Raw genomic sequence first — 26,636 nt, forward strand, 5'->3', positions numbered from 1 at the left:
CCGAACGTAAGAGCGGAGGCCTTATGCTGTCCAAGACAAGATTCGTTATCTAGTCATAACAGATGAGGCATCAGCGATGGATCTTCTGGCACTCCGGTACTTCCAGACGGTCGCGCGGCTTGAGCACGTCGGCAAGGCCGCTGACCAGCTGCGAGTCGCGCAACCGTCACTCAGCCGGACCCTGGCCCGGCTGGAGAACGACCTCGGCGCGCCCTTGTTCGACCGACGGGGACGCCGGATCCGGCTCAACAGCTTCGGCGTCGCGTTCCTCCACCGCGTCGACCGGGCGTTGGCCGAGCTCGACGACGCGAAACAGGAACTCGCTGACGCCGTCGGCCTCGAACGCGGCACCGTCGCTTTGGCCGCAGAGACGCTGATACCCCTTGTTGAGCCGCTTCGGTCGTTCCTCGCTGACCATCCCTCGGTGGATGTGCGGTTGCTGCAGTCATCGGCGGCGGCCATGGCGGAGCAGTTGCGGACCGGCGAGGTCGACCTGTGCGTGGCTTCGCAGCCGCTGAACGGTCCTGGCGTTCAGTGTCGCGTGTTGCTGGATGAACCCGTGCTGGTGTGTGTTCCGATCGGGCACCGGCTCGCCGACCGCGGGCGCGTCAGCATCCAAGACCTGGCTGGGGAGCCGTTCCTGACCACCCGCCCCGGATACTGGCAGCGGATGCTCGCCGAGCGGCTCTTCGCGAAAGCCGGTCTCGACCTGCGCGTCGTCTGCGAGGGCGACGAACCCAGCGTGTTGTTCGACCTCGTCGGGGCAGGCCTCGGCCTTGGATTCATACCTTCCATCGGGCGCCGCAGCACCGTCCACACGACCGTGGTGTGGCTCGATGTCGACGACCCGGACTGCCGTCGTGTGCTCAGCTTGGCTTGGCGCGACGACGCCTACCTCTCAGCCGCCGCCCAACGCCTGCGCGACCACACGATCGAGCACTTCCGCAATCTGAGCTAGACCTGGCGGATCTTGTCCACGAAGGTGGCCAGATCGGTGGTCGATGCCGCACCGCTGCTCGTGGTGAACCCCTTGACCAGTCGCACCAACGACTCGTAAGCCTCCGTGTGGTCATAGCCTGCGGTGTCAGCGACTTGGAGCGACCAACGCCAATAACCCTTGAGAGTGTCCGCGAGTGGCATCCGGAAAGTCCCGAGCACGTCCTTGAGATCGGGAACGGTCGCGGCGAGCCCGTGCCGCTCGATGTACTGCCCGACAAGGTTCGAGTAGAAGGCGAAATGCCGGGCCTCGTCCCGTGCCAACCTGTTCAGCAGATCCCGAAGCACCGGCTCGGTCACCACAGTCCGGAACTGCTGATAGAACAGTTGCGTCGCCTTCTCCTGGACAAGCGTGTACGTGAACGCCTGCACGGGATGCTCATACGGCAGCGAGAACTGCTTCCGGCCTTCCTCGGCCAGCTCACGCATCAGCGCGTCCGGGGTGTTGATCCCGGCTTCGACCTGGTACTTGGTCAGTACGGACGCGTGCCGTTCCTCGTCGTACGCCCACGCGATCAGGAACCGGAAGTACTCCCGGTTGAAGCAGAAGTCCTCGATGTCCAGCTCCTGGCCACGGACCGGGAACTGGTCGAGGAAGTACGTCAGATACCCGGGGATGTGGTCCTCGATGAACGTGATGAACCGGACCACCGACGTGTCCGTCTGGGTCAGGTTCTCCGGGCGCAGCGCCGCCCAGTCCACGTCCTCGATCGTCCACTGTCGTCGCGCCCCACGGTTCACCGCCGTCGCTGTGAGGTCCCGCATCACTGCGGGGTCCAGCTTCACGGCATCCCCTTCGGGCCGAGCCGGGTCTTCTGCGCGGTCAGGCCGTAGTGCTTGCTGGTGTAGCCCCAGCCCGCGTTGGCCGTCCGCAGGTAGCGCACCAGGGGTTCGAGGTAACCTGGCATGACCCGTTCGATTTCATCCTTATTGGACAGCGCGTTCTGTTCCCAGCGGGCGATGGTCTCGTGGTAGTGCGCCGTCAGGTCGGTCAGGCCGGTCAGGCTGAAGCCCGCCGACTCGATGCTTTCCACCAAGCAGGACACCGGGACCATGTCGGCGAAGCCGAAGATCCCTTCGGTCACGTGCATTGTTCCGGGCCGATCGGCGAACTCGTCGTAGGTCGCCTTGTTGCGGAAGCAGCTTTCGGACAGGTAAAGGCTGCCGCCGCGGTGCAGCAGCCCGTACGCCTTGGTCAGCACTTCGGTCTGGTTCGGCATGTGGATGATGGAGCCGAGCATGGTCACCGCGTCGAACCGTTCGCTGACATCGATGTCGGAGAACGAACCGTGCCGCAGGTGGATGCGGTCGGCGACGCCGAGACGTTCGGCTTGCGCGGTGATGTGCTCGACCTGGGTCGCGGACGGGGTCACACCTGTTGCGGTACACTCGAATTCGACGGCCATGAACAGGATCAGGCTGCCCCATCCGCAGCCGACGTCCAGCACGCGCTCGCCGCCGGAGATGCCCAGTTGCCGTGCCACGAAATGCAGTTTGGCCGTCTGGGCGTCGTCCAGTGTCGTTTCCGGACTCTCGAACAGGCCGGAGCTGTACTTCAGCCTGCGGTCGAGATAGGCGGTGAAGAGTTCGGCGGGTAGCTCGTAGTGCTGGTTGGTCGCACGTGTGGTGTCCGAGAGCGTCACGTCAGACCCCGGCGGCCACGTACCCGTGCAGCAAGGTGACCAGGTCGTCGAGGGTGGTCGAGGAGAAGATGTCCTCGTCGTCGAACTCGGTCTCGCAGTGCCGCTCGAGTTTGGACACGATGCGCAGCAGCCGGACCGAGTCGGCGCCCGGCAGCTCCTTCAGTACGGTGTCGTCCTTGAGCTGGGCTTCGTCGATGTTCAGCTCGCCCGCGACGAAACCACGGACGATCTCGGCGACCTGGTCGCGGCTGGAGATGGTCATGACTGTCCAATCTGGTGGTCGAAGTAGTGCTTGATCTGCTCGAACTCGTCGTCACCGATGCCCATCAGCTCGCGTGCCTGCTCCGAACGGATCGGTTGGTACACCGCGGAAGCCATCATGTGCACCTCCCCGTCCGGGCCGGTGACGTCGGCCTCGGCCCGGATCTTCCCGTTGCCGGTGCTTGTGACGCGGGCTGTGGTCACGTACTCCGTGCCTGTCCGCAACGGCAGCAACATGGTGGTACGCAACGTGATCGAGAACGCGAGCAGGCCGTGCTCGATTGCGATCATGTCGCCCATCACCTCATCGACGAGGACGTTCACGATCCCGCCGTGCACGATGCCCGGATAGGACGCGTACTCGGCGGAAAACGTTGTGCGCGCGGCGACTTCACCGGACTCGGTGCGGTGGAACTTCAGCGCGAGGCCGATCGGGTTGACCGGGGAGCACCCGAAACACCGGAACCGCGGGAAGTCCAGCCACGGCAGCTCGATGGGTTCGCCTGCGACGGCGGTCATGACGCGTCGGCGAGTTCGCTGATCGCCCTGCGCACGTGGCTCATCTTGCTCAGCTGGTGCCCGGTGACGTCGGTGAAGTACGTGAACAGCTGCTCGCAGCAGCGTTCCCACTCCTTGCCGCCCTCGTCGACCTCGGCGAAGAAACGGAACACCTCGTCGATCGTCTCGTGGCCTTCCAGCTCCTTCAGATGGCCCTTGAACCGGCTCACCGGATGGCGATACATCTCGCGCGTCGTTCCCATGTACAGATAAAGCGTCTCCAGCACCGACTGGGTCTCCTCGGGGTGCGAGGCGAGCCTGCGCTTGGTGTAGTACGCGAACTCCCTGGCGTGCCGGGCTTCGTCGCCGCTGGCGCGGCGCATGATCGCGGCGATCACCGGCTCCTCGACGGCCCGGCTGACGCACTTGTACATGTGGTTGGTCAGCACCTCGCAGATGATGTTGGTGGCGAGGCTGGCGGCTTTGGTCACGCCCGGCGGGTACGGCTCGCGCATCACCGCGATCTTGTTGAACGACACTGCGTGCCCCGCCATCTGCAGCCACGTCTGGAACACCAGGTGGTGCTGGATCTCCTGGTAGCCCCAGATGCACGCGAACTGCGAGAAGTCGTAGTCGTCGCGGAACTCCTCCAGCAGGCCGTGGGTGGCGGCCACCGAGTTCGACTCGCCCATGATCGCGCCCTTGGCGAAGACGATGTACTCCGGCTTGACCTTGTCCGGCCGGAAGTCCTCCCACGGGATCTGGGACATCTCCCAGGTCTGCCGCTGGTAGGTGGTGAAGACAGCGGCGCTGTGCATCTCGCTGTCCTCGATGGGCGGTACCCGGCGGGTCGTCTCAGCGTCGACGCCCGGCTCGGCGAGCGGGTCTTGGTCGATCATTGTCATCTGCCGTGGTCCTTTCGGCTGCCTGTGGAGGTTCGACGTCCTGCCAGTGTTCGTTGCCATTTCCCGCTGGTGGTCCTGGTCAGCCAGCGTGGCTTCACCACGTGCACGTCGACTTCGGACAGGCTCAGCTCCGCCGCGATCCGCCTGGTGACTTCGGCGCGGACCTCGTCAGGTGAGCCGGACCCGCCGACTTCGACGATCACGCCGACCCGTTCGGCGCCGGACTCGTCGGTGTCCGAGAACGCCACGCATCGTCTCTTGTAGACACCGGGGACGGCGCTGGCGACCGCTTCGACGTCGTCGGGGAAGAAGTTCTGGCCGCGGACGATCACCATCTCCTTGATCCGCCCGCCGATGTACAGCTCACCCGCCAACTCGAAGCCCAGGTCACCGGTCCGCAGCCACTCGCCGTCGAAACTTCGCGCGGTGGCCTCGGGCGCCCGGTAGTAGCCGGTGGTCACCGGCTCGCCGGTGATCTGTACTTCGCCGAGCATGCCCGGGGGAAGGATTTCGCCGTCCTTGCCGGCAATCCGGACTCCGATGCCGTGCACCGGGCGGCCGACCGACACGGCGGCCCGTGCGTCCGGGTGATCCTCGGTCACGGTCCGGGCCACGCTGCTGGAAGCGAGTTCCTGCCGGTCGATGGTGATGATCTTCGCGGGGTCGCCGGGCGTGGGATAGCTGATCGACAGCGTCGCCTCGGCCATCCCGTACACCGGGTACATCACGGACTCACGCACACCGCAGGCAGCGAACGTATCGGTGAACCGTCGCACGGTCGCGGCGCTGACCGGTTCGGCACCGTTGAAGGCAAGCCGCCACGAGGAAAGGTCCAGCGTAGCGAGAAACTCGGGGGTGACCGCGTCGAGCATGTAGTCGTACGAGAAGTTCGGTCCAGTGAGGACAGTGCCTCGATGCTCGGCGAAGTGCCGTAACAGCCGCTCCGGGCGGCGCAGGAACTCCGCCGGGCTGAACACGTGCACGTCGGCGCCATTGAGCCAGTGCGACATCAGGCCGATCAGGCCCATGTCGTGGTACATCGGTACCCATTGGACGAACACGTCGTCGGGGCTGAAGTGCCCGGACACCACGCAAGCCCGCAGCCCTGCCATGGCGGTCCGGTGGGGCAGCATGACGCCCTTGGGGGCACTGGTGCTTCCGGATGTGAACTGGACGATCGCCAGCGAGTCTTCGTCGACCGCCGGCAGTGCTCGAGCAGAACCGGTGACTTCCGGATCGACGATCGTCAGCGTGGGAACGAGCTCACGCAACGCGTGGCCGACCTTGTCGTAGGACTTGTCGAGTACCAGGTGACGCATGCCCGCGGTGGCGATGATCGAGGCCAGCCGTTGTGCGACCGCTCTCACGTCGCCGAAGCCGACCTGGACGGGAAGAACACTGACCGCGGCCCCAGCGCGCCACAAGCCGAACAACGCGTTGAAGATGGTCGGTGTCGTCTGCATGAGCACGCCGACTACGTCTCCAGGCTCGACTCCGGCGTCGAGAAACGCGTTCGCGGACCGGATCGAGGACTCGTGCAGCTCCACCGCGGTGATCCGGCCATGGGAAGGGAACAACGCGACCGCGTCCGGTGCCGATCGGCTCAAGGCCGTCAGGCTGCCGGTCATCGTGGTGCCATCCAGCAACGTTTCCCCCATGTGCTTGCTCGAATCACGCTTTGCCGAGAACCAGCACGGCGTTCTGACCGCCGAAGCCAAAGGAATTGCTGACCGCCACGTCGATCGGCGTGGACCGGGCTGCCCCGGCGACGATGTCGACGCCGATCTCCGGGTCCTGTTTGGTCAGGTTGGCTGTCGGCGGGATCACCGAGTGGTGCAGCGACAACGCCGTCGCTACCGCTTCGATGGCGCCAGCGGCACCGAGGGCGTGGCCGACAACGCCTTTGATTGACGTCACCGCGGGCCGATCGCCGAGCACCCGCTGGATCATCCGGCTCTCCACCATGTCGTTCAGCGGAGTCGACGTGCCGTGCGCGTTGACGTGCTGGACATCAGCAGGGCCGATTTCCGCGGCACGCAACGCCGAGCGTAGCGCGAGTTCCGCACCTGCGCCTTCAGGATCGGGCGCGGTGGCGTGATGTGCGTCCGCTGAAGCGCCGTACCCGGTGACGCGGGCGTAGATCCTGGCGTTGCGGGCGACCGCGTCTTCAACCCGTTCCAGCACAAGGACAGCAGCACCTTCCGCGGCGACGAACCCGTCCCGTTCGGCGTCGAAGGGACGAGACGCCCGTTCGACGTCCGCGTTCTTGGACAACGCGCCCATCTGGCTGAACCCCGCCACAATCGACGGGACCAAGCAGGCTTCCGTCCCGCCCGCGATCACGACATCGCATGCATTGCTGCGCAACAGTTCCCGCGCCATGCCGATCGCGGTGGTGCCGGAGGCGCACGCGGTCGCGGTGACGAAGTTCGGTCCGGTGACGCCGAGGTGCATCGCCACGTACCCGGCCGACATGTTGATCGACAGCATCGGGATCAACATCCCCGACACCTGCTTGGGGCCTTCTTCCAACAGGGTCCGGTGCTGCTTCTCCCACGTCGCCGCGCCACCGATGCCGTTGCCCAGCACCACGCCGACCCGCGGTGCGGACCAGTCCGACGAGGTCAGCCCCGCGTCACCGACCGCTTCGACCGCTGCGGCGACCGCGAACTGGCTGCTGCGGTCCAGCCGCCACGCCTTGCGTTTGCCCAGCGTTGGAATGGGATCGAAATCCGCGACCTGACACCCGAAATCGGCCGGTGTGCCGGCCAATGCGGGCACCGCTGACGCCGCCGTCCCCGCGCCTTCGCAGATGCGTTGCCATGCCTGGGGTACACCGATCCCGGCGGACGTCACCAAGCCGGCTCCGGTGATCGCGGCGTCGAACGTGCTCATCGGGTCGGTACGGCCTTCGCTTCAAGGAACTGCGCGGTCTGTTCGATCGTCATCTCCGGGGTGAGGTCGTCCTCGCCGATCTCGACGCCGAACTCCTTCTGGGCGGCGAGCACCAGTTCGACCATGGCCAGCGAGTCGACGTCCAGCTCGCTGAACGTGCTCGACGGCCGGACCTCGTCGTCCTCGAGGCCCATCACGTCGACCAGCAGTGTGACGAGGCGGTCGTAGGTGGCGTCGGCCATGGTTTTCTCCTTCATGTCAACGAAAGCTCCGGCCAGCGAACAGCACAGGCGCCCCAGGTGAGACCACCGCCGAAACTCGCCAGCAGGACACGTGTGCCCGCGGTGAGTCGTCGAGTGGTGACGGCGTCGGCCAGCGCGAGCGGCAGTGACGCGGCGGCTGTGTTGCCGACCCGGTCGAGGTGGATCGCGCACTGTTCGCGCGGCAAGCCGAGCTGGTCGGCGACAGCGTGCACGATGCGCACGTTCGCTTGGTGGGCGACCAGCAGATCGGGAAGACCACCCGGCCATTCCGTTCGCCGCAGCACCGTCTGCGCGGACTGCGTCATGCGTACGACCGCGTGCCGGAAGACTTCCTTGCCCCGCATCCGGAAATACGGGTCGCCGCCGTCATGGAACGGTTCACGCGAACCGCCTGCCGCGATGGCGATCAGGTTGTTGTTGTCGCCGTCGCTGCCGAGATCGATGGGCCCGATCGCCCCTGGTTCGTCAGGGTCGCCCGCGCGAAGCACGACCGCGCCCGCGCCGTCACCGAAGATCACCCTGGTGGACCGGTCGGCGGGGTCCAGGATTCTGGAGTACGTATCCGCGCCGATGAGCAGCACACTGCTCGTGTCCCCGGCGGCGATCATGCCTGCCCCGACCATCAGCCCGTACAGGAAACCACTGCACACCGCGTTGACGTCGAACGCGGCGACAGTGCCGAGTCCCAACCGCGCGCTGACAGTCGGCGCCGTGGCGGGGCAGGGGTGATCCGGCGTGGTCGTCGCGAGCACCACAGCGTCGACATTGGACATACCGGCCGACTTGAGCGCGCGTTCACCAGCCTGCACCGCGAGGTCCGAAGTGGCCATTCCGGCGTCGGCGATGTGCCTGGTGCGCACGCCGGTCCGAGAGGTGATCCACTCGTCCGAGGTGTCCAGTGTGTCGGCGAGTTCGGAGTTCGGCACGATCCTCGGCGGCAGCCATGCACCGAGCCCGCAGAGCACTGCGGCCTTGGTCACGTCAACCGACCAGCTTGAGGGGAAGGTGCTTGAGGCCACGGAAGTTGACGTTGCGCCGCCACTGGAGTTCCTCGGTGGCCAGATCGATGCTGGAGTACCGGTCCAGCAGCGCGGTGATCACCATGCTGGCTTCGAGCCTGCCGAGTGGCGCGCCGATGCAGTAGTGCGGCCCACCGCCGAAAGCGATCGGTTTGACTCCGTCGCGCGTGAGGTCGAGGCGGTCGGGGTCGGGATACCGTTCCGGGTCACGACATGCCGCGCCGTACATCAGCATCACCTTGCTGCCAGCCGGAATGGTCGCGCTTGTCAGTTCAACATCGGCTGTAGTGATCCGCGCGGCGAGCTGGACCGGTGCGTCATACCGGGCGAGCTCGTCGATCCCGGTCTCGATCAGCGAAGGGTTCTCCCGCAGCAACGCGAGCTGATCGGGGTGCTGCAGCAGGGCGACCATCCCGTTGCCGATCAGGTTGACGGTCGTCTCGTGGCCCGCGTTGAACATCAGCAGTACGTTGGCGACGATCTCGTCATCGGTCAGCTGTTCACCGTCGACCTCGGCCGCCAGCAACAGCGACAGGATGTCGTCGCTCGGGTTGCGGCGACGCTGGTTGAGCTGCTCGGTGATGTACGCGCGGAATTCGACCTCCGCGGCGTTCATCTCCTCGGCCATCTGCGGCGTGATCGCCGGGTCGACCACCATGGCGATCTTGTCTGTCCATTCGCGACACTGGTCCCGGTCGGTGGTCGGCAGGCCGAGCAGTTCGCAGATCACGGTCACCGGCAACGGCAGTGCGAGCTGGGAGAGCAGATCGACCTCGCCTTCGCCCATGGCGTCAATGAGATCGTCGATCGCGGAGGCGATGCGGGGGCGCAACCGGGCGACGGCGCGTGGCGTGAACGCGCGGCCCATCAAGCCACGGATCCGCCGGTGCGCGGCGCCGTCGAGCATCAGCATCCACTTGCGGGTGCTGGTCACGATCGGGCTGTCCGGGCCGCCGCGATGCTTCGCCCACGTCTTGTCCCGAGGGAATTCACTGGATACGGACGGCGAACGCAGCACTACGTCGAGGTCGGCGTAGCGGGTCAGCACCCAGTAGCCGAACGGCGACTGGTGCACCGGATCGGCTTCCCGCAACCGCCGGTAATGCGGATACGGATCGGCGGACAACGACGGATCACGCGGATCGAACAGCAGATTCATGTATTCCCCCGCAGATATGACTCGCGGTCGAACGTAACCAGCGGTTCGCGAGACCGGCAACCCCTACCCGGCTGCGCACCCCGACCGTCCCGCTGGAGCCAGCTAGGGGTTGATGGGCGGTCGGATCGCGCGCGACGCTGAGTGACAGTCGTGCTCATCGGGGGGCCATGCGAATATGTCCGAAGTGGTTGTTCCGCTGCTCCTGTCCGGCCGCACCGAAGGAGCGCTCCGGGCACAAGCCGCCAATCTGCAGTCCCATATCGACGGTGACGAGAATCTGCGCCTTGCCGACGTGGGCTATTCACTCGCGACCAGAAGGACGCATTTCGCACATCGTGCGGTTGTCCTGGCGAAGGACCGGTTCGAGCTGCGCGATGGGCTGAACGCGCTGCGGGCGGGCGCCGACGCTCCCGGGTTGGTCCGTGGCCGGGCGGAGGATCGCAAGGTCGCGCTGCTGTTTTCCGGTGAAGGCGGGCAACGGCCGGGAATGGGCCGCGAACTGTACTCCACTTTTCCAGTGTTCGCACAGACCATGGACGACGTATGTGCTCACCTGGCCCAGCATTCCCAGTGGGCGGTCCGTGAATTGTTGCTCGGCGAGGACGATTTCGCCGGTATCCCTCCCGGTGACCGGGAACTGCTCACCCAGGACGCGTTGTTCGTCTTGCAGATGGGCCTGTTCCGGTTGCTGGGAAGCTGGGGACTGCACCCGGATTACGTGCTGGGCCACTCGGTCGGGGAAATGGCCGCGGCCACCGCTGCCGGAATGTTCTCGTACCACGACATCTCAGTTCTGATGGCCGACCGGGTGCGGCTCGTGCAGGAGCACATGCCGCTTGGCGGAGCCATGGCCGCGTTGCGGATCAGCCCGGGCGATGCCGCGGAGTCGTTGTCCGGCTACGAAGGCAGAGTCACGCTCGCTGCGGTCAACTCACCGTCCTCTGTGGTCATCTCCGGTGATCGTGACGCGGTGGAAGCCGTTGTCGCGTACTGGTCGCAGCGTGGACGCAAGGCCAAGAGCCTGCCGGTACGACGGGCGTTCCACTCGCACCACATGGATCCGCTGTTGCCCGGCTTCCTGCGGACAGTCTCCGGACTCACCCTGAACCGGCCGCGGATCCCGGTCGTGTCCATTCGCCGCGGCATGCCCACGGACGAGCTGCTGACCCCGGACTACTGGCCAGGGCAGGTACGCGGCACCAGCCAGTACATGGATTGCGTGCGCTGGCTGGAAAACGCCGGGGCCGGCGCGTATCTCGAAGTCGGCGCGAACGGTGTGCTGGCCGCGTTGGCTCGTGACTGCCTCGCCGACGACGAAGCCGTTGTGCTGCCTGCATTGCGTGGCGGCGACCGGTCGGACGTGCAGTCACTGCTCACCGCGGTGGCCGGGTTGCACGTCAACGGCGTGCCGGTGGACTGGGAGCCGGTGTTCGACGGGCACCGGCCACAACGTGTCGACTTGCCGGACGAAGCCGCGCTTTCGGTTGTCAGCTGGCAGAAGTTGACGGCCGGCACAGCGGTCGCGCGTTCCCGGTGGTCCGTGCTGAACTCTGGCACTCTTGCCGACCGATTGACTGCTATTGGCGTCCGCGTCGAGGAACCCGCTGATCTGACGCTCACCGAAGCATCGGACGCCGCTACCGCGTTGCGGGTGATCAGGGAATGGGATGGCGGCAAGCTCGCTGTCATCACAGCGGACGACATGGTGAAAGGCCTGGTGCGGGCGGCTCAGCTGGAGTTTCCTGGCCGGTTCGTCCTCGTCGAGGCGGACGATCCGGCGAACGTGGCTCCGCTGCTGCCGGCCGCGCTGGCCACCGACGAACCACACGTCGCAATCCGGTCCGGCGAGGTGCGAGTTCCACGTCTGGCACCGGCGTCCCGCGAAATAGAGTTCCCCGAACTCGACGGCACGGTGTTGGTCACCGGCGGAACCGATGGCCCAGGGCGACTGATCGCGCATCACCTCGTTGCCGCGCATGGCGTGCGGGACCTGCTGCTGACAGGACCCGCCACGGACGTCGACGACCTGATCGAGCTGGGGGCGACTGTCCGCGTCGTGGAGACCGCGGCGCAGCTACCGGACCGACTCGCCGGGATCGTGCACGCCACCCCGGTCTCGGGCGCGGGCCTGGCCGGGTCCATGACACCCGAACAGCTCGACTCCTGCACGCGTGACTACATCGACACTGCGCGCACGCTGGCTGAGCGGACCGACGCCGCGCTGTTCGTCCTGATCACCCCGGCTGAAGCCTTGGGAATGGCCGGAAACACGGTCGCAGCGTCGGTCGCGCACGAATTGGTGACGCATCGGCATCGTGCCGGTCTGCCCGCAGCCGCCCTCACGTGGGACAGCGAAGACCTGTTCGACGCTGCGGTCAAAGCGAACCAACCCGTAGTGCCGGCAAGCGAATCTGTCGCTGAAACGCGTGAACCCGCCGCGGAGCGGCCACGGCAGTTGCTCGACGATGTCCTGGCCGAAACGACGGCGGTGCTCAACCGTCAGGACGTCCAGTCCAGCAGGTCGTTCACCGAGCTCGGTTTTGACTCGTTGGCGGCAGTGGACCTGGTGAGGAGGCTACGAGCCAGGACCGGCCTGCCGCTGGCTACGACCGCTGTCTTCGACCACCCCAGCCCGGCCGCGCTGGCGAGCGCGCTCGAGGCGCAGGTCACCCCGCCCGCAGCAGCCATCGAGCCAGAGGAAGCCGAACACGCCGAGCCTGCCGAGCCGATCGCGATCGTCGCGATGTCGTGCAGGCTGCCCGGCGGTGTGCGGTCGCCGGAGGACCTGTGGGAGTTGCTGGTCGAGGGCAGGGACGCGATCGGTGCGATGCCCAGCGACCGTGGCTGGGACGAGTCGATCTACCACCCGGAACCCGGCACGCCGGGCAAGACCTACGTCAGGGAAGGCGGATTTCTCTACGACGCGGCCGACTTCGACCCGGCGTTCTTCGGGATCAGCCCGCGTGAGGCGCTGGGCATGGACCCGCAGCAGCGGCTGTTGCTTGAGTTGTCGTGGGAAGCCGTTGAGCGCGCCGGTATCGACCCAAGCTCGTTGCGCGGAAGCGCGACGGGCGTGTTCGCGGGAGTGATGCACGGCGATTACGGTTCGTCGGACGCGCCCGAAGGAGTCGCGGACTACCTGCCGATCGGAAACGCGGTCAGCGTCGCCACTGGACGCGTCGCGTACACCCTCGGATTCGAAGGCCCCACGCTGACCGTCGACACCTCGTGTTCGTCCTCTTTGGTCGCCATGCACCTCGCCGCGCAGGCGTTGCGTCGCGGCGAATGCTCGCTGGCCTTGGCGGGCGGGGTGATGGTGATGTCCACCCCGATCGCGTTCGTCGAGTTCAGCAGGCAACGAGCACTGGCCGCGGATGGCCGGTGCAAGCCGTTCGCCGAGGCCGCGGACGGCACCGCATGGGCCGAAGGCGCCGGAATGCTCGTCCTGGAAAGGCTTTCCGACGCCCAGCGGCTTGGTCACCCCATCGTCGGGGTCATCCGGGGCAGTGCCCTCAACCAGGACGGCGCCAGCAACGGGCTCACGGCACCCAACGGCCTCGCACAGCAACGCGTGATCCGGCAAGCGCTTGCCGACGCAGGTATGTCCACACAGGACATCGATGTCGTCGAAGCACACGGCACAGGCACGCGACTGGGTGATCCCATTGAGGCCACGGCGTTGCTGGCCACGTATGGCGTAGACCGTGACCAGCCGCTCTTGCTCGGCTCGCTGAAGTCCAATATCGGGCATACCCAGGTGGCGGCGGGTGTCGCCGGTGTGATCAAGGTGCTCATGGCCATGCGGCACGGTGTCGTGCCGAAGATGTTGCACCTCAACCGCCCGACACCGCACGTCGACTGGGAGTCCGGCTCGATCGAGCTGGTCGCGGAAGCGACACCGTGGCCACGGACCGGCCGCGCCCGGCGCGCGGGCGTGTCGTCGTTCGGGATCAGCGGCACCAACGCGCACCTCATCCTCGAACAGCCACCTGAGGTCGAGGAATCGTCGGTCAGCAAACCGGAAGTTCCGGCAATGCTGTGGACGTTGTCCGGTCACACCGAAGCAGCGGTTCGTGCACAAGCCCAGCAGCTGCTTTCGACTGTGGGGGAGCAGGATCCGATCGATGTCGGGTACTCGCTCGCGACAACCCGGGCGGCATTGGAGCATCGCGCGTCGGTCGTCGGTACGACCAAAGCCGACATGCTCGCCGGACTGGCGGCGTTGGCCGACGGCAGGGCTGCGACGAGCACGACCAGCGAAGGCGGACTCGCGTTTCTGTTCACGGGTCAGGGAAGCCAACGGGCCCGCATGGGCGCACAGCTCTACCACGCCTATCCGGTGTTCACGCGTGCGTTCGACGAGTGCTGTGCCGTACTGGATCCCCTGGTGGGCCGGTCGCTTCATGAGGTGTTCGGCGACCAGGAAGCCCTCGACCGCACCGAGTACACCCAGCCAGCGCTGTTCGCCCTAGAAGTGGCGCTCTACCGGCTGTTGGAAAGCTGGGGCATTCGTCCGGACTTCCTGCTCGGCCACTCGATCGGCGAGCTCGCCGCGGCACACGTGGCCGGACTGTGGTCGCTTGAGGATGCCGCAACGCTGGTCGTTGCGCGTGGCCGTCTGATGCAGGTGTTGCCGCCGGGTGGCGCGATGCTGGCGGTGGAAGCCTCGGTCGACGAGATTCAGCCGCTGCTCAGTTCCCGGGTTTCGTTGGCCGCGGTGAACGGACCCATGTCCGTTGTGCTCGCTGGCGACGAGGACGCACTGCGTGATCTCGTTGTGGGAGGCAAGAGCAAGCGCTTGGCTGTGAGTCACGCGTTCCATTCCGCCCGGATGGACCCGATGCTCGCGGACTTCGCGCACGTGGCCGCGAAGATCGAGTACCGCACACCGGAACTGGCCTTGGTCTCCGCGGTGACCGGCCGTGTCGCTGATCCCCAAGACCTGTGCACGCCCGCGTACTGGGTCCGCCAGGCCCGCGAAACCGTGCGCTTTGCCGACGGCATCGAGAGTCTGCGTGACCTGGGCGTCGGCACGTTCCTGGAACTGGGGCCTGCCGGAGTGCTCAGCGCGATGACCGAGGGCGCGGTCGCGCTGCTGCGTCCCGATCGGCCGGAACCAGAGACCCTGCTCGCCGCGGTCAGCGTCACCAAGCCCGACTGGCAGGCGTTCTACGCCGGTACACAGGCCCGCCGAGTCGACCTGCCGACCTACCCGTTCCAGCGGGAGCGCTACTGGCTCGGACCGGCACCCGCGGCCAACGACGCCTGGCGATACCAGATCGAGTGGAAGCCGATCCCCGACGCGGCGGCCGACTTGTCCGGGACCTGGCTAGTGGTTGTGCCGGATGGCATCGACACCGACATCACGCTTCCCGGCGCCGAGACGCTCCGGTTGGGCAACGAGGATCGAGCGGGAATCGCGGCCAGACTCAGCGGCGAGTACGCGGGCGTGCTTTCGTTGCTGGCACTGGCCGAGGACGGGCCGGTCCGGACGGCGGCGCTGGTGCACGCGTTGGGCGATGCCGGGGTGACCGCGCCGCTGTGGTGCGCCACGCAGGGCGCTGTGAACGGGGTCGTCGCGCCCTTGCAGGCCACGATCTGGGGACTCGGCCGGGTCGCTGCCCTGGAACACCCCGAACGGTGGGGTGGCGTGATCGACCTGCCAGACGAGTTCACCGACGAGGTCGCGTCCCGGCTGGCCGGTGTGCTGTCGGGGCACGAGGACCAGGTCGCGATCCGCGCGAACGGCGTGTTCGCCAGGCGCCTGACCCGGGCTGCGCGCACGCAGGCAAAGCGGCAGTGGCGGCCGTCGGGAACGGTGTTGATCACTGGCGGGACGGGTGAGCTCGGCCGGAGAACCGCGCAGTGGCTGGCGGAAAACGGCGCCGAGCACATCGTGTTGACCAGCAGGCGCGGCACCGCTGATGTCGATCTGGACATCCCGGTGACCGTCGCGGCCTGTGACGTGACGGACGAGCAGGCCATGTCGGCGCTCGTGGCGTCCTTGCCGAACCTGACGGCCGTCGTGCACGCAGCCGGTGTCCTGGACGACGGCATGCTGGAAACCCTTGGCCCGGACCGCTTCAATGACGTCCTGAAGCCCAAAGTGGACGGTGCGTGGTTGCTGCATGAGCTCACGCTCGACCGTGACCTCGACGCGTTCGTGCTCTTCTCGTCGGCCGCGGGCAGCGTGGGAAACGCCGGTCAGGCCAACTACGCCGCCGCGAACGCTTTCCTCGACGCGCTGGCCGAACACCGCCGTGCACTCGGCCTTCCCGCGACCTCCATCGCGTGGGGAGCATGGGCGGACGGAGGAATGGCCGAAGCGGTGCCCGAACGTACCCGGCGCCACGGAATGCGGCCGATGTCGGCGGGTCCGGCACTCGCGGCGTTGAAGGCCACGCTCGATCGTGACGAAACGTGCGTGACGGTCGTGGACGTCGACTGGGCACGGTTCATCCCTGGCTTCACTGGTGCACGCCCAAGCCGGCTGCTCAGCGACCTGCCGGAAGCCCGTCAAGCAGCCAAGTCCGACGGGGAAACGTGGTCGCGGCGCTTGGCGGGACGGTCAGCCGCTGAGCAAGCCCGGATCGCGCTCGACTTCGTCTGCGCCCAGGCCGCGGAAGTGCTGGGACACAGCAGCCCACAGGCGATCAACACCAGCAGGCCGTTCCGGGAACTCGGCTTCGACTCGTTGACCGTTGTGGAATTGCGGACCAGGCTCAACGCGTTGACCGGCCTGAAACTCCCCGCGACGGTCCTGTTCGACCACCCCACACCGGAAGCGTTGGCCAAGCTGTTGCTCGGCGAGGTGGCGGAAACGCAGCCCGTCGTGGTGACCACGGATGACGATCCCATCGTGATCGTGGCGATGAGTTGCCGGTTGCCTGGCGGGGCGGACTCGCCGGAAGCGTTGTGGGAGTTGGTCGACGAAGGCAGGGACGCGATCGGCGGGCTGCCCGCCGACCGTGGCTGGGATCTGGCGAACCTGTTCGATCCCGACCCGGACGCGGTGGGCAAGTCCTACGCCCAAGCCGGGGGATTCCTGCCGGACGTGGCCGACTTCGACGCCGAGTTCTTCGGGATCTCACCGCGTGAAGCAGTGGCGATGGATCCCCAGCAGCGGCTGCTGCTGGAAACCGTGTGGGAGGTGTTCGAGCGGGCCGGTATCGACCCGGCGTCCGTCCGCGGCGAGCGGATCGGTGTTTTCGCGGGCACCAACGGCCAGGACTACCAGAGCATCCTGATGCACCACGGGGAGACTACCGAGGGGTACATCGGCACGGGCAGCACCGCGAGTGTGGTGTCCGGCCGGATCTCGTACACGTTCGCCCTCGAAGGCCCAGCGATCACTGTGGACACTGCTTGCTCGTCGTCGTTGGTGGCGTTACACCTTGCGGCGCAGGCGATTCGGGCAGGCGAGTGCAGCATGGCCGTCGCAGGCGGTGTGACCGTGATGACCACGCCGTGGTGGCTCGCCGAGTTCAGCAGGCAACGCGCGCTGTCCCCAGACGGCCGGTGTAAGGCCTTCGCCGCCGCGGCCGACGGCACCGGGTGGAGTGAAGGTGTCGGCGTCCTTCTGCTGGAACGATTGTCGGATGCTCGGCGCAACGGTCATCGCGTGCTGGCTGTCGTTCGTGGCTCCGCGGTGAACCAGGATGGGGCGTCGAACGGGCTGACAGCGCCGAGCGGTCTGGCTCAGCAGCGGGTGATCCGGGCCGCGCTGGCCAACGCGGGCCTGGCTGTGTCTGATGTGGACGTTGTCGAGGCGCATGGCACGGGCACCCGGCTCGGCGATCCGATCGAAGCTCAAGCGGTGCTGGCGACCTATGGCCAAGACCGTGCGCATCCCTTGCTCATGGGGTCGGTGAAATCCAACATCGGGCACACGATGGCCGCTGCCGGTGTCGCGGGGATCATCAAGATGGTTCAGGCGATGCGGCACGGCATCGTGCCCAAGACGCTGCATGTCGACGAGCCCACACCGCACGTCGACTGGTCCGCCGGACAGGTCTCGCTGGTGACCGAGGCCATGCCGTGGCCGGAAACCTCGCACCCACGACGGGCAGCGGTGACGTCCTTCGGGATCAGCGGCACGAACGCGCACGTGATCATCGAACAGGCCCCGCCAGAGCCGGTTGCCGATCCCGCGCCCGCGTCGGTGACTGTGCCGTTGGTCCCTTGGCTGATCTCCGGTGCCACAGCGGAGGCCGTGCAGGCGCAAGCCGATCGTCTGGTCTCCATGACCGAACGGCCGATCGATGTCGGGCGATCACTGGCTGGCCGAGCTGCGTTGGGCCATCGAGCGGCTGTGGTCGCCGAGGATCATGACGGCTTCGTACGCGGGTTGACTGCGTTGGCCGGTGGTGGCGTCGCGCCCGGTGTGGTGCGCGGAGTCCCGGCCGACCGGCCCGCGCTGGCGCTGCTGTTCACGGGCCAAGGCAGTCAACGCCTGGACATGGGACGCGAGCTCTATCGGGCATTCCCCGTGTTCGCTGAGGCTTTTGACGCCGTGGCCGTGCTGCTGGACCGGCACTTGCCGAATTCGATCACCACTGTGCTGGGTGAAGACCTGCTGCACCAGACGATGTACACACAGGCTGGCCTGTTCGCTGTCGAAGTCGCGGTGTTCCGGCTGCTGCGGCACTGGGGAGTCACGCCTGACTTCGTGGCCGGGCATTCCATCGGTGAGATCGCAGCGGCCCACGTGGCAGGCGTGTTGACGCTCGAGGACGCCTGTGAGCTGGTTGCCGCCCGTGGGCGGTTGATGCAGGCGCTGCCTGAGGGCGGGGCGATGGCCGCGCTGCAGGCGACCGAGGACGAGGTGCTGCCGCTGCTGACCGATCGGGTGTCCGTCGCGGCCGTGAACGGTCCGAACTCGACAGTGATCTCCGGTGACGAGGACGTCGTCGGGAAGATCGTCGACGCCTTCGCGGCAGACGGGCGCAAAACCAAACGCTTGCGCGTGAGCCACGCGTTCCACTCGCCGCTTATGGAGCCGATGCTCGCGGAGTTCGCCGAAACCGTCGCGCGGCTGACCTTCACTGCTCCGCAGATTCCGATCGTGTCCACTGTGACCGGACAGGCCACGGATGTCTGTTCGCCGGACTACTGGGTTGGGCAAGTCCGGAAGACCGTCCGGTTCGCCGATGCTGTCCGAACTCTTGCCGATGCGGGCGTGACTGCCTTCCTTGAGGTCGGTCCGGACGGTGTGTTGACGGCAATGGCCAAGGACAGTCTTCCCGATGCGACGGTCATTCCGTCTTTGCGCGCAGACCGTTCCGAGGTGCTCGCTCTCACCACGGCCCTGACTCAGTTGCATGTCCACGGGATGGACGTGGATTGGGCCCGGTTCTTCGAAGAGCGCGGTGCGAGGTCGGTCGACTTGCCTACGTATGCGTTCCAGCGACGGCGCTATTGGCTCGATCCGCCCACCGGGCGACCGCTGTCCCCTTCCTCTCCAGTGGATGGTTGGTGCCATCGGGTGGAATGGCGGCCGATACCCGAGCCGTCGGCCCCGTTGCCTGGACCGTGGTTGGTGGTGTCCCCAGAGGATCACCCCGCGCTCGCTGCGGTCCGACGCGCGTTCGAAGAGCGTGGCACGAGCACAATCCACGCCTCGCACACCGACGAACCGGTGGCAGGGGTGCTCGTGCTGCTGCAGCCGGAGGACCAGTGGACCGCAGAGTGTCCGGCTGTGTCCAAGGGACTGGCCACGACCATCGATGTGGTGCGTCGCGCTAACGCCCCTGTGTGGTGTGTGACCTCGAACGCGGTTGCCGTCCGGCCCGGCGATTCGGTCGATCCGATGTCCGCGCAGATCTGGGGCCTTGGCCGGGTCCTCGCGTTGGAACACCCTGACCGATGGGGTGGCTTGATCGACATCTCACCGGACTTGACCGATGCTCGACGCCTGGTGACCGTGTTGGGCGGTGAGGAGGACCAGGTCGCGGTCAGGCCATCGGGGATCTTCGGGCGTCGACTGGTCCAGGCAGCGCGCCCAGCGGGCACGCCGTGGCAACCGGACGGAACGGTCCTGGTCACCGGCGGCCTCGGCGCGTTGGGTGCGGAAGTCGCCCGCTGGCTGGCGCGTGCCGGTGCCGAGCACGTCGTCCTGACCGCTCGGCGAGGCGCGGACACACCTGGCGCGGACGACCTGGTGGCGGAACTTCAGCAGCTGGGCACACGGGTGACCGTGGCGGCTTGCGACGTGGCCGACCGGGCAAGCCTTGCCAAGGTACTCGACGCGCATCCACCGACGGCTGTCTTCCACGCTGCCGGAGTCCTCGATGACGGCGTGTTCGACGCGTTGACGCTGGACCGGTTCGAGCACGTGCTCAGGCCCAAGGTGCTGGGCGCGCTGAACCTGCACGAGCTTGCGCCGGATCTCAAGGCATTCGTGCTGTTCTCGTCGGTGACAGGCGTTATCGGCAATGCCGGGCAAGCGAACTACGCGGCCGCGAACGCCTTCCTCGACGCCTTCGCCGAACAGCGCAGAGCCATCGGACTGCCCGCGACCGCAGTCGCATGGGGGCCTTGGGCACAGGCAGGCATGGCTGCGGACGGTGCCGTCGTCGAGGACCGGATGCGCCGAGGCGGTCTGCAAGCGCTGCAACCCGCCCTTGCGATCACGGCCTTGCAGCGAGCGCTTGACGACGACGAGACATGCCTGACCGTCGTGGACATCGACTGGGACCAGTTCACCTCAACACGGCCGATGCCGCTGATCTCCGAACTGGTGGAACACCGTGAGTCCAGTGCGACACCGGACCTGCGCACAACGTTGACCGGACTGTCCGAAGAGGACCAGCAACGTGGGTTGCTCGACCTTGTACGCCAGCACGTGGCAACGGTCCTCGGCCACACCTCGGCCAAGGACATCCCGGCGGACAAAGCGTTCAAGGACGTCGGCTTCGACTCGTTGACGGTGGTCGAGCTACGCAACGTGCTCGCCGCGGCGACCGGGATCGGCCTGCCCGCGTCGGTGATCTTCGACTACCCGACCCCGGCGGCACTCGCCGCCCATCTGCGGGCTGAGCTGTTCGGCGCCGCCCCAGCCAAAGAACCGGTGCCCGTCGACCAACCGGAGCCGGTCGACCAACCGGTCATCGCGGACGACCTGCTGGCCGCGGACACCTTGGACGAACTGCTCGACCTCGTCGAGGAGGAACTGGAGAAGGGACTGCGATGAACGACGGCCGGGTGGTCGAGACGCTGCGACGGCTGACGGCCGAGCTGCGGCAGGCGCGGCACCAGATCGCCGAGCTGCGGGAACGGCAGCACGAGCCGATCGCCATCGTCGGTATGGCCTGTCGTTTCCCTGGTGGAGCGGACACTCCTGAGCGGTTCTGGCGGCTGCTGGCGGACGGCACTGACGCCATCGGCGACTTCCCGGCCGACCGTGGCTGGGACCTGGACGCCCTGTACCACCCGGATCCGGACAAGGCGGGCACGAGCTACAGCCGTGGCGGTGGATTCCTCGCTGGCCCAGGGCTTTTCGACGCGGGCCATTTCGGCATCAGTCCCCGTGAGGCGACCGCGATGGACCCACAGCAGCGGCTGTTGCTGGAATCCTCGTGGGAGACCTTCGAGCGGGCCGGTATGGATCCCACCTCCTTGCGGGGCACCAGGACCGGCGTGTTCATCGGCACCAATGGCCAGGACTACACGACGCATCTGCTTGACAACTCCGAGCACGAGGACTACCTCGCCACGGGCACCGCCGCGAGCGTGATCTCCGGCCGCATCGCGTACGTCTTCGGGCTGGAAGGTCCAGCGGCCACTGTGGACACGGCCTGCTCCTCGTCCTTGGTCGCGTTGCACCAGGCATGCCAGGCTATCCGGTCGAACGAGTGCTCGCTGGCACTCGCCGGAGGCGCGACCGTGATGACTGATCCTCTGCTGTTCCGCATTTACAGCAGGCAGCGGGCAATGGCATCCGATGGGCGGTGTAAGCCTTTCGCCGATGCCGCCGACGGGATGGGCTGGGGTGAGGGTGTCGGCCTGCTGTTGTTGGAACGGCTGTCCGACGCTCAGCGCAACGGGCATCAGGTGTTGGCCGTCATTCGTGGGTCCGCGGTGAACCAGGATGGTGCTTCGAACGGCCTGACCGCGCCGAACGGAGTTGCTCAGCAGCGGGTGATCCGTTCCGCGCTGGCGAACGCGGCACTCGACGTGTCCGACGTGGATGTCGTGGAGGCGCACGGAACCGGGACGCGCCTTGGTGATCCGATCGAGGCTCAGGCGTTGCTGGCAACGTACGGGCAGGATCGGGAGCATCCGTTGCTGCTCGGTTCGGTGAAGTCCAACATCGGGCACACGCAGGCTGCCGCCGGAGTCGCCGGTGTCATCAAGATGGTGCTGGCCATGCGCCACGGTGAACTGCCGAAGACGTTGCACGTGGACAAGCCCTCCGCACACGTCGACTGGACTCGCGGTTCGGTCCGGCTGTTGACGCAAGCCGCGCCGTGGCCGAGGAGCGATCGTCCGCGCAGGGCCGGTGTGTCCTCGTTCGGTGTCAGCGGCACGAACGCGCACGTGATCCTCGAGCAAGCGCAACCCGTTGACGAACCGAGCCGGCCGGAATTCACCGGCGCGGTGCCTTTCGTGCTGTCCGGCCGGACCGACGCAGCCCTACGGGACCAAGCCAAGGCTCTCGTGTCTCATGTGGACACAAGCCTCGTGGACGTCGCCTATTCCCTCGCGACCACACGAGCGGCATTGGAGCACAGGGCTGTTCTGGTGGCGAGCGATCGGGCCGAGCTCGTCCGTGGTCTGCGGGCCGTGGCCGACAACTCGATGGACGACGCTGTCGTGCAAGGCGTCGCCGATGGCGAAGGCAAGGTCGCGTTCATTTTTCCCGGGCAAGGGTCGCAGTGGGTCGGTATGGCGCTTGACCTGCTCGGCTCGTCCTCGGTCTTCCGGGCGAGCATGGAGGCGTGCGCAGATGCCATCGAGCCGCACACCGATTGGGCGCTGCTCGATGTGTTACGCGACAAGGCCGCGTTGGACCGAGTGGACGTGGTTCAGCCTGCGCTGTTCGCAGTGATGGTGTCGCTGGCAGAGGTATGGCGTTCGTACGGAGTTCAGCCGTCTGCGGTCGCCGGGCACAGCCAGGGGGAGATCGCCGCTGCCTGTGTCGCTGGTGCTTTGTCGTTCGCGGATGCCGCGTTGGTCGTGACCGCCCGGGCACAAGCATTGGCCGCATTGGCCGGTTCCGGCGGCATGATGTCCGTCGGGCTGTCCGCCGAGCGCATGGCACCCCATCTGGGCAGGGTGAGCCTTGCGGCTGTGAACGGTCCCGACTCTGTCGTGGTCTCCGGTGATCTTGACGCGCTCGCCGAGCTGGAGTCGGCCCTGACCGGCGAGAACGTCCGGGTTCGGCGGATCGCCGTCGACTACGCGTCCCATTCGGCGCACGTCGAGGCGATTCGGGAGCAACTGCTGACCCGGCTCGCGGGGGTCAGCTCCCAGCCGCCGAAGGTCGCCTTCTACTCCACGGTCACCGGCTCTCGGATCGCAGCGGACCTGGATGCCGCCTACTGGTACCGCAACCTGCGCGAGACCGTTCAGCTGGAGCAGGTGACCCGGGCCCTGTACGAGGACGGCCACCGGTTCTTCGTCGAACCGAGCCCGCATCCGGTGCTCACGGTCCCGCTTGAGGACAGCCTCGCAGACGACTGCGTGGTCACCGGGACTTTGCGGCGAGACCACGACGGTCGTGGCGCGTTGCTGACCGCGGTGGGGGAGTTGCACGTGCGCGGACTCCGACTCGACTGGGACGGTGTTTTCGCTGATACGTCCGCCCGGACGACCGACTTGCCCACGTATGCCTTCCAGCGTCGCCGGTACTGGGCGCAGGCGCGTCCGGCTCGACAGTCTGGGCATCCGTTGCTGGGCACGGCCGTTGAGCTCGCGGACAGCGGAGAGCTGGTTTGTAGTGCGACCTTGTCGCTCGAGACGTTGCCGTGGCTGGCGGACCACCGGGTCAAGGACCGGATCGTGTTCCCAGGCACGGGTTTCCTCGAGATCGCCATGCGGGCGGGTGCGTTGGCCGGTTGCGGCCGAGTCGACGATCTGACAATCCACGCCCGGTTGGAATTGACCGACAGCGTCGAACTCCAGGCACGCGTCGCGGCGCCGGACGACTCAGGAAACCGTGCGATCACGATCTATTCCCGGCAATCAGAGGACTGGATTCGGCACGCTGAAGGAGTTTTGGCACCCAAAGCCGACGTCGCCGCGGAATGGGACTGGCCGGTGAACGCGACTCCGGTCGCGGCCGATTCGCTGTATTCGACGCTGGCCTCAGCCGGATTGGGCTACGGGCCTTCGTTCCGTGGTTTGAACGCGGCATGGCGGCACGGTGACGAGCTTTTCGTCGAGGTGGAATTGCCGTCTGGCAACGAACCCGACCGGTACGGCGTACATCCGGCTTTGCTGGACTCCGTTTTGCATTCGATTGGCCTCGGCACGTTCGGGCCTGACGTCAGTGGCCTGCCTTTCTCGTGGAATGGCGTGAGCCTGCACAGTTCCGGTGCCTCCCGGTTGCGTGCCCGACTGGCTCCGGCCGGTCCCGCTGCCGTCTCTGTGTCTGTTGTGGACGATCGCGGCGCGGCCGTGCTGACCGCTGAATCGCTTGCCCTGCGGCCGTTCTCGACACCCGTGGATGGCGCCCTGCACCGGGTGGACTGGAGTGCCGCGACACCGAGTGACATCGGTGACAACGTTGTGGTCGACGACGTGGCTGAAGTGCCTGAAGCCGTGCCGGACTTCGTCGTCATGCGCGTCTCGGTCGGCGACGTTTCCGGTACTCGTGCGGCCGTCCACCGCATTCTGCGCGCGGTTCAGCAGTGGCTGGCCGATTCGAGGTTCGACAACAGCAAACTGGTCGTGGTCACCTCTGGCGCGGTGGCTGTCCGGCCGGGTGATCAGGTGAACGCCTTCGCCGCGGCACCGGTCTGTGGCCTGCTGCGGTCCGCGCAGTCCGAACACCCTGGCCGGTTCATCCTTCTCGACAGCGATTCCGGGGAACTCCTGCTGGCAGGCGACTCACCGGAAGTCGCGGTCAGGGACGGCAAGGTCTACGTTCCCCAGCTCACCGCCGTGCCAAGTCCCACCACACAAGTCACGCTGGGACGTGGCACGGTGCTCATCACCGGTGGCACCGGGACGTTGGGCAGTGCGTTGGCCAAGCACTTGGTGGTGTCACACGGCGTGCGGGACCTGGTGCTGACCAGCAGGCGTGGCCTGGACTCGCCCGGCGCGCTCGATCTGCACGCATCGCTGGTGGCCTTGGGGGCGAAGGTCCGGATCGAGGCTTGTGACGTCGCCGATCGAGCCGCTCTCGCGCGTTTGCTTGACTCGGTCCACGTCGACTCGGTGATCCACGCGGCGGGTGTGCTCGCCGACGGAGTGATCGAATCGTTGACGCCCGAACAGGTCGACGTGGTCATGCAGTCCAAAGTGGACGCAGCGGTGAACTTGCACGAGCTCACCCGCGATGTGTCGGACTTCGTGCTGTTCTCGTCGGCCGCGGGCACATTCGGCAGCCCTGGCCAAGGAAACTACGCCGCCGCCAACGTTTTCCTTGACGCGTTGGCGCAGCACCGCCGCGCGCTCGGACTGCCTGCCAAGGCGCTCGCGTGGGGGTTGTGGGCCGAGCAGAGCGGTATGACCGGCCATCTGACTGACGTCCAGCGCAACCAGAACGGCGCCCAGCCGCTGTCAACGGCATTGGGCCTCGCGTTGTTCGACGCTGCGTTGGCGGTGGACGACGCCGTGCTGGTGCCGATCAAGCTGGACCGCCCGGCGGTGACGGTGGCTTCGGCGCCGGCCGAGGGCTCGTTGCTTGAGCTCGTACGCACCCATGCCGCTGCTGTCCTTGGCCACGCGGGCCCGGAAGACATCGAACCTGGCCGCAAGTTCCTCGAACTCGGCTTCGACTCGCTGAGCGCCGTGAAGCTGCGCAACCGCATCGACGCCGCTACCGGCGTACGACTGCGTGCCACAGCGGTGTTCGAGTATCCGACACCTGTCGAACTCGCGCGCTATCTGAGCACGCGATTGCCCGACGCCGATGCCGCGGCCGTCGAACCGGCCGCTGTCACCACACCGGCCGGAACCGTCGGCAGCCTCAGCGCGATGTTCGTCGAGGCGCTCACTTCCGCACGGCTGATCGACTTTCTGCAGATCGCACGGCAACTGCGGCAGTTTCGCGCGATGTTCGGCGGGCCTGGCGACTTCGGTGCGCCGCCCGAGCCAGTCAGGATCGCCAGTGGCCCCGCCGATCTGGGGTTCGTGTGCCTCGCGGGGATCGTCGGCAAACCGGATCCGTCGCACTACGCGCGCTTCGCGGCGAGTTTCCGTGACCAGCATGACGTCTTCGTCCTGCCACAGCCCGGCTATCTCGTCGGGGAACTGCTTCCGGCGTCCGCTGAGGCGTTGCTGGAACTGCATGTCGCGTCGGTGCGAAAGCATCTCGGTGGTCGGCCGTTGGTCTTGCTCGGCCAGTCCGCGGCGGGCCTGATCGCCCACCGCTTGGCCGCGCAGCTGGAGGAGCATGGCTGTCCGGCAGCGGGTGTCGCCCTTGTCGACACGTATTCGCCTGGCCAACGCGATGTTCTCACCGAAGTCAGTCACGACTTCAGCGACGCGATGATGGGCCGCCAGGGCTTCGAGCTGGCCTCGGCCGGGGACCGCTGGGGCGACGCGTGGATCACCGCCATGATCCAGTACGGCGAGTTCGACTGGAGCCCTCGGCCTATCGCGGCGCCGACCGTGCTCGTTCGCGCGATGGAACCGATGGCCGCCGACTGGGCGCCGGGCTGGCAAGCCGCGTGGGAGCTCGAGCATTCGGTGGTCGACGTGCCCGGCAACCACTTCACGATGATGGAGCACTACGCCGATTTCACCGCGCAGCGAATTCGGGAGACGTTCACAAAAATTTCGTCCGGCATGTTTAGGATCACGAATCCGGGGTAATGCAAACGTTCGCC

The 26,636-nt window shown here is 66.8% G+C and carries 12 protein-coding genes and 1 pseudogene; 3 read left to right on the plus strand and 10 right to left on the minus strand.

Annotated features, from left to right (window positions below):
* Window positions 1-76 precede the first annotated feature (76 nt).
* Window positions 77-958, plus strand: a complete 882-nt coding sequence (locus B9C43_RS00720; RefSeq protein ID WP_084424142.1) for a LysR family transcriptional regulator — start codon at window positions 77-79, stop codon at window positions 956-958.
* Here the strand turns inward: B9C43_RS00720 and B9C43_RS00725 are convergent.
* The 10 genes from B9C43_RS00725 to B9C43_RS00770 are packed head-to-tail and all read right to left on the minus strand — an operon-like array spanning window position 955 to window position 9,639.
* Window positions 955-1,782: an acyl-ACP desaturase gene (locus B9C43_RS00725; protein WP_200825384.1), complete on the minus strand. Its 828-nt coding sequence runs from the start codon at window positions 1,780-1,782 to the stop codon at window positions 955-957. The genes B9C43_RS00720 and B9C43_RS00725 overlap by 4 nt on opposite strands.
* On the minus strand, window positions 1,779-2,639 hold the full coding sequence (locus tag B9C43_RS00730; RefSeq protein WP_084424143.1) for an SAM-dependent methyltransferase: 861 nt from the start codon (window positions 2,637-2,639) through the stop codon (window positions 1,779-1,781). The genes B9C43_RS00725 and B9C43_RS00730 overlap by 4 nt, the downstream gene beginning before the upstream one ends.
* Before the next feature lies 1 nt (window position 2,640).
* Window positions 2,641-2,901 (minus strand): acyl carrier protein, encoded by a 261-nt coding sequence (locus tag B9C43_RS00735; RefSeq protein ID WP_084424144.1) that lies wholly within the window; start codon window positions 2,899-2,901, stop codon window positions 2,641-2,643.
* On the minus strand, window positions 2,898-3,419 hold the full coding sequence (locus tag B9C43_RS00740; RefSeq protein WP_084424145.1) for a PaaI family thioesterase: 522 nt from the start codon (window positions 3,417-3,419) through the stop codon (window positions 2,898-2,900). The genes B9C43_RS00735 and B9C43_RS00740 overlap by 4 nt, the downstream gene beginning before the upstream one ends.
* Window positions 3,416-4,303 carry a ferritin-like domain-containing protein gene (locus B9C43_RS00745; protein ID WP_200825385.1) on the minus strand — a complete coding sequence of 296 codons (888 nt, stop codon included), beginning with the start codon at window positions 4,301-4,303 and terminating at the stop codon, window positions 3,416-3,418. Before B9C43_RS00745 ends, B9C43_RS00740 begins: the two co-directional genes overlap by 4 nt.
* The gene (locus B9C43_RS00750) at window positions 4,300-5,961 is read right to left on the minus strand and encodes an AMP-binding protein (RefSeq protein ID WP_200825386.1); all 1,662 of its coding nucleotides are present in this window, start codon (window positions 5,959-5,961) and stop codon (window positions 4,300-4,302) included. Before B9C43_RS00750 ends, B9C43_RS00745 begins: the two co-directional genes overlap by 4 nt.
* 13 nt (window positions 5,962-5,974) lie before the next feature.
* Window positions 5,975-7,198, minus strand: coding sequence for a beta-ketoacyl-[acyl-carrier-protein] synthase family protein (locus B9C43_RS00755; protein ID WP_200825387.1), 1,224 nt, complete (start codon window positions 7,196-7,198; stop codon window positions 5,975-5,977).
* Window positions 7,195-7,440, minus strand: a complete 246-nt coding sequence (locus B9C43_RS00760) for an acyl carrier protein (RefSeq protein WP_084424146.1) — start codon at window positions 7,438-7,440, stop codon at window positions 7,195-7,197. The genes B9C43_RS00755 and B9C43_RS00760 overlap by 4 nt, the downstream gene beginning before the upstream one ends.
* A gap of 11 nt (window positions 7,441-7,451) precedes the next feature.
* Complete coding sequence (locus tag B9C43_RS00765; protein ID WP_084424147.1) at window positions 7,452-8,441, minus strand: beta-ketoacyl-ACP synthase III; 990 nt, start codon at window positions 8,439-8,441, stop codon at window positions 7,452-7,454.
* Between the two features lies 1 nt (window position 8,442).
* Complete coding sequence (locus B9C43_RS00770) at window positions 8,443-9,639, minus strand: cytochrome P450 (protein ID WP_084424148.1); 1,197 nt, start codon at window positions 9,637-9,639, stop codon at window positions 8,443-8,445.
* A gap of 175 nt (window positions 9,640-9,814) precedes the next feature.
* Here B9C43_RS00770 and B9C43_RS00775 point away from each other — a divergent pair, with 175 nt between their 5' ends.
* Together B9C43_RS00775 and B9C43_RS00780 are read left to right on the plus strand one after the other, a co-directional pair.
* Window positions 9,815-20,830 carry a type I polyketide synthase gene (locus B9C43_RS00775; protein WP_084424149.1) on the plus strand — a complete coding sequence of 3,672 codons (11,016 nt, stop codon included), beginning with the start codon at window positions 9,815-9,817 and terminating at the stop codon, window positions 20,828-20,830.
* Between the two features lie 92 nt (window positions 20,831-20,922).
* Window positions 20,923-26,622: pseudogene (locus B9C43_RS00780) on the plus strand (SDR family NAD(P)-dependent oxidoreductase); the annotation flags it as partial.
* Window positions 26,623-26,636: the final 14 nt, after the last annotated feature.

The sequence above is a fragment of the Kibdelosporangium aridum genome (genome assembly GCF_900176515.1).
GTDB classification, from domain to species: domain Bacteria; phylum Actinomycetota; class Actinomycetes; order Mycobacteriales; family Pseudonocardiaceae; genus Kibdelosporangium; species Kibdelosporangium aridum.

Excerpts from the sequence above, each read along its gene's own strand:
- B9C43_RS00720 (WP_084424142.1), top strand. The coding sequence starts at position 77 with ATGGATCTTCTGGCACTCCGGTACTTCCAGACGGTCGCGCGGCTTGAG.
- B9C43_RS00735 (WP_084424144.1), bottom strand. The coding sequence starts at position 2,901 with ATGACCATCTCCAGCCGCGACCAGGTCGCCGAGATCGTCCGTGGTTTC.
- B9C43_RS00740 (WP_084424145.1), bottom strand. The coding sequence starts at position 3,419 with ATGACCGCCGTCGCAGGCGAACCCATCGAGCTGCCGTGGCTGGACTTC.
- B9C43_RS00745 (WP_200825385.1), bottom strand. The coding sequence starts at position 4,303 with ATGACAATGATCGACCAAGACCCGCTCGCCGAGCCGGGCGTCGACGCT.
- B9C43_RS00750 (WP_200825386.1), bottom strand. The coding sequence starts at position 5,961 with ATGGGGGAAACGTTGCTGGATGGCACCACGATGACCGGCAGCCTGACG.
- B9C43_RS00755 (WP_200825387.1), bottom strand. The coding sequence starts at position 7,198 with ATGAGCACGTTCGACGCCGCGATCACCGGAGCCGGCTTGGTGACGTCC.
- B9C43_RS00760 (WP_084424146.1), bottom strand. The coding sequence starts at position 7,440 with ATGGCCGACGCCACCTACGACCGCCTCGTCACACTGCTGGTCGACGTG.
- B9C43_RS00770 (WP_084424148.1), bottom strand. The coding sequence starts at position 9,639 with ATGAATCTGCTGTTCGATCCGCGTGATCCGTCGTTGTCCGCCGATCCG.
- B9C43_RS00775 (WP_084424149.1), top strand. The coding sequence starts at position 9,815 with ATGTCCGAAGTGGTTGTTCCGCTGCTCCTGTCCGGCCGCACCGAAGGA.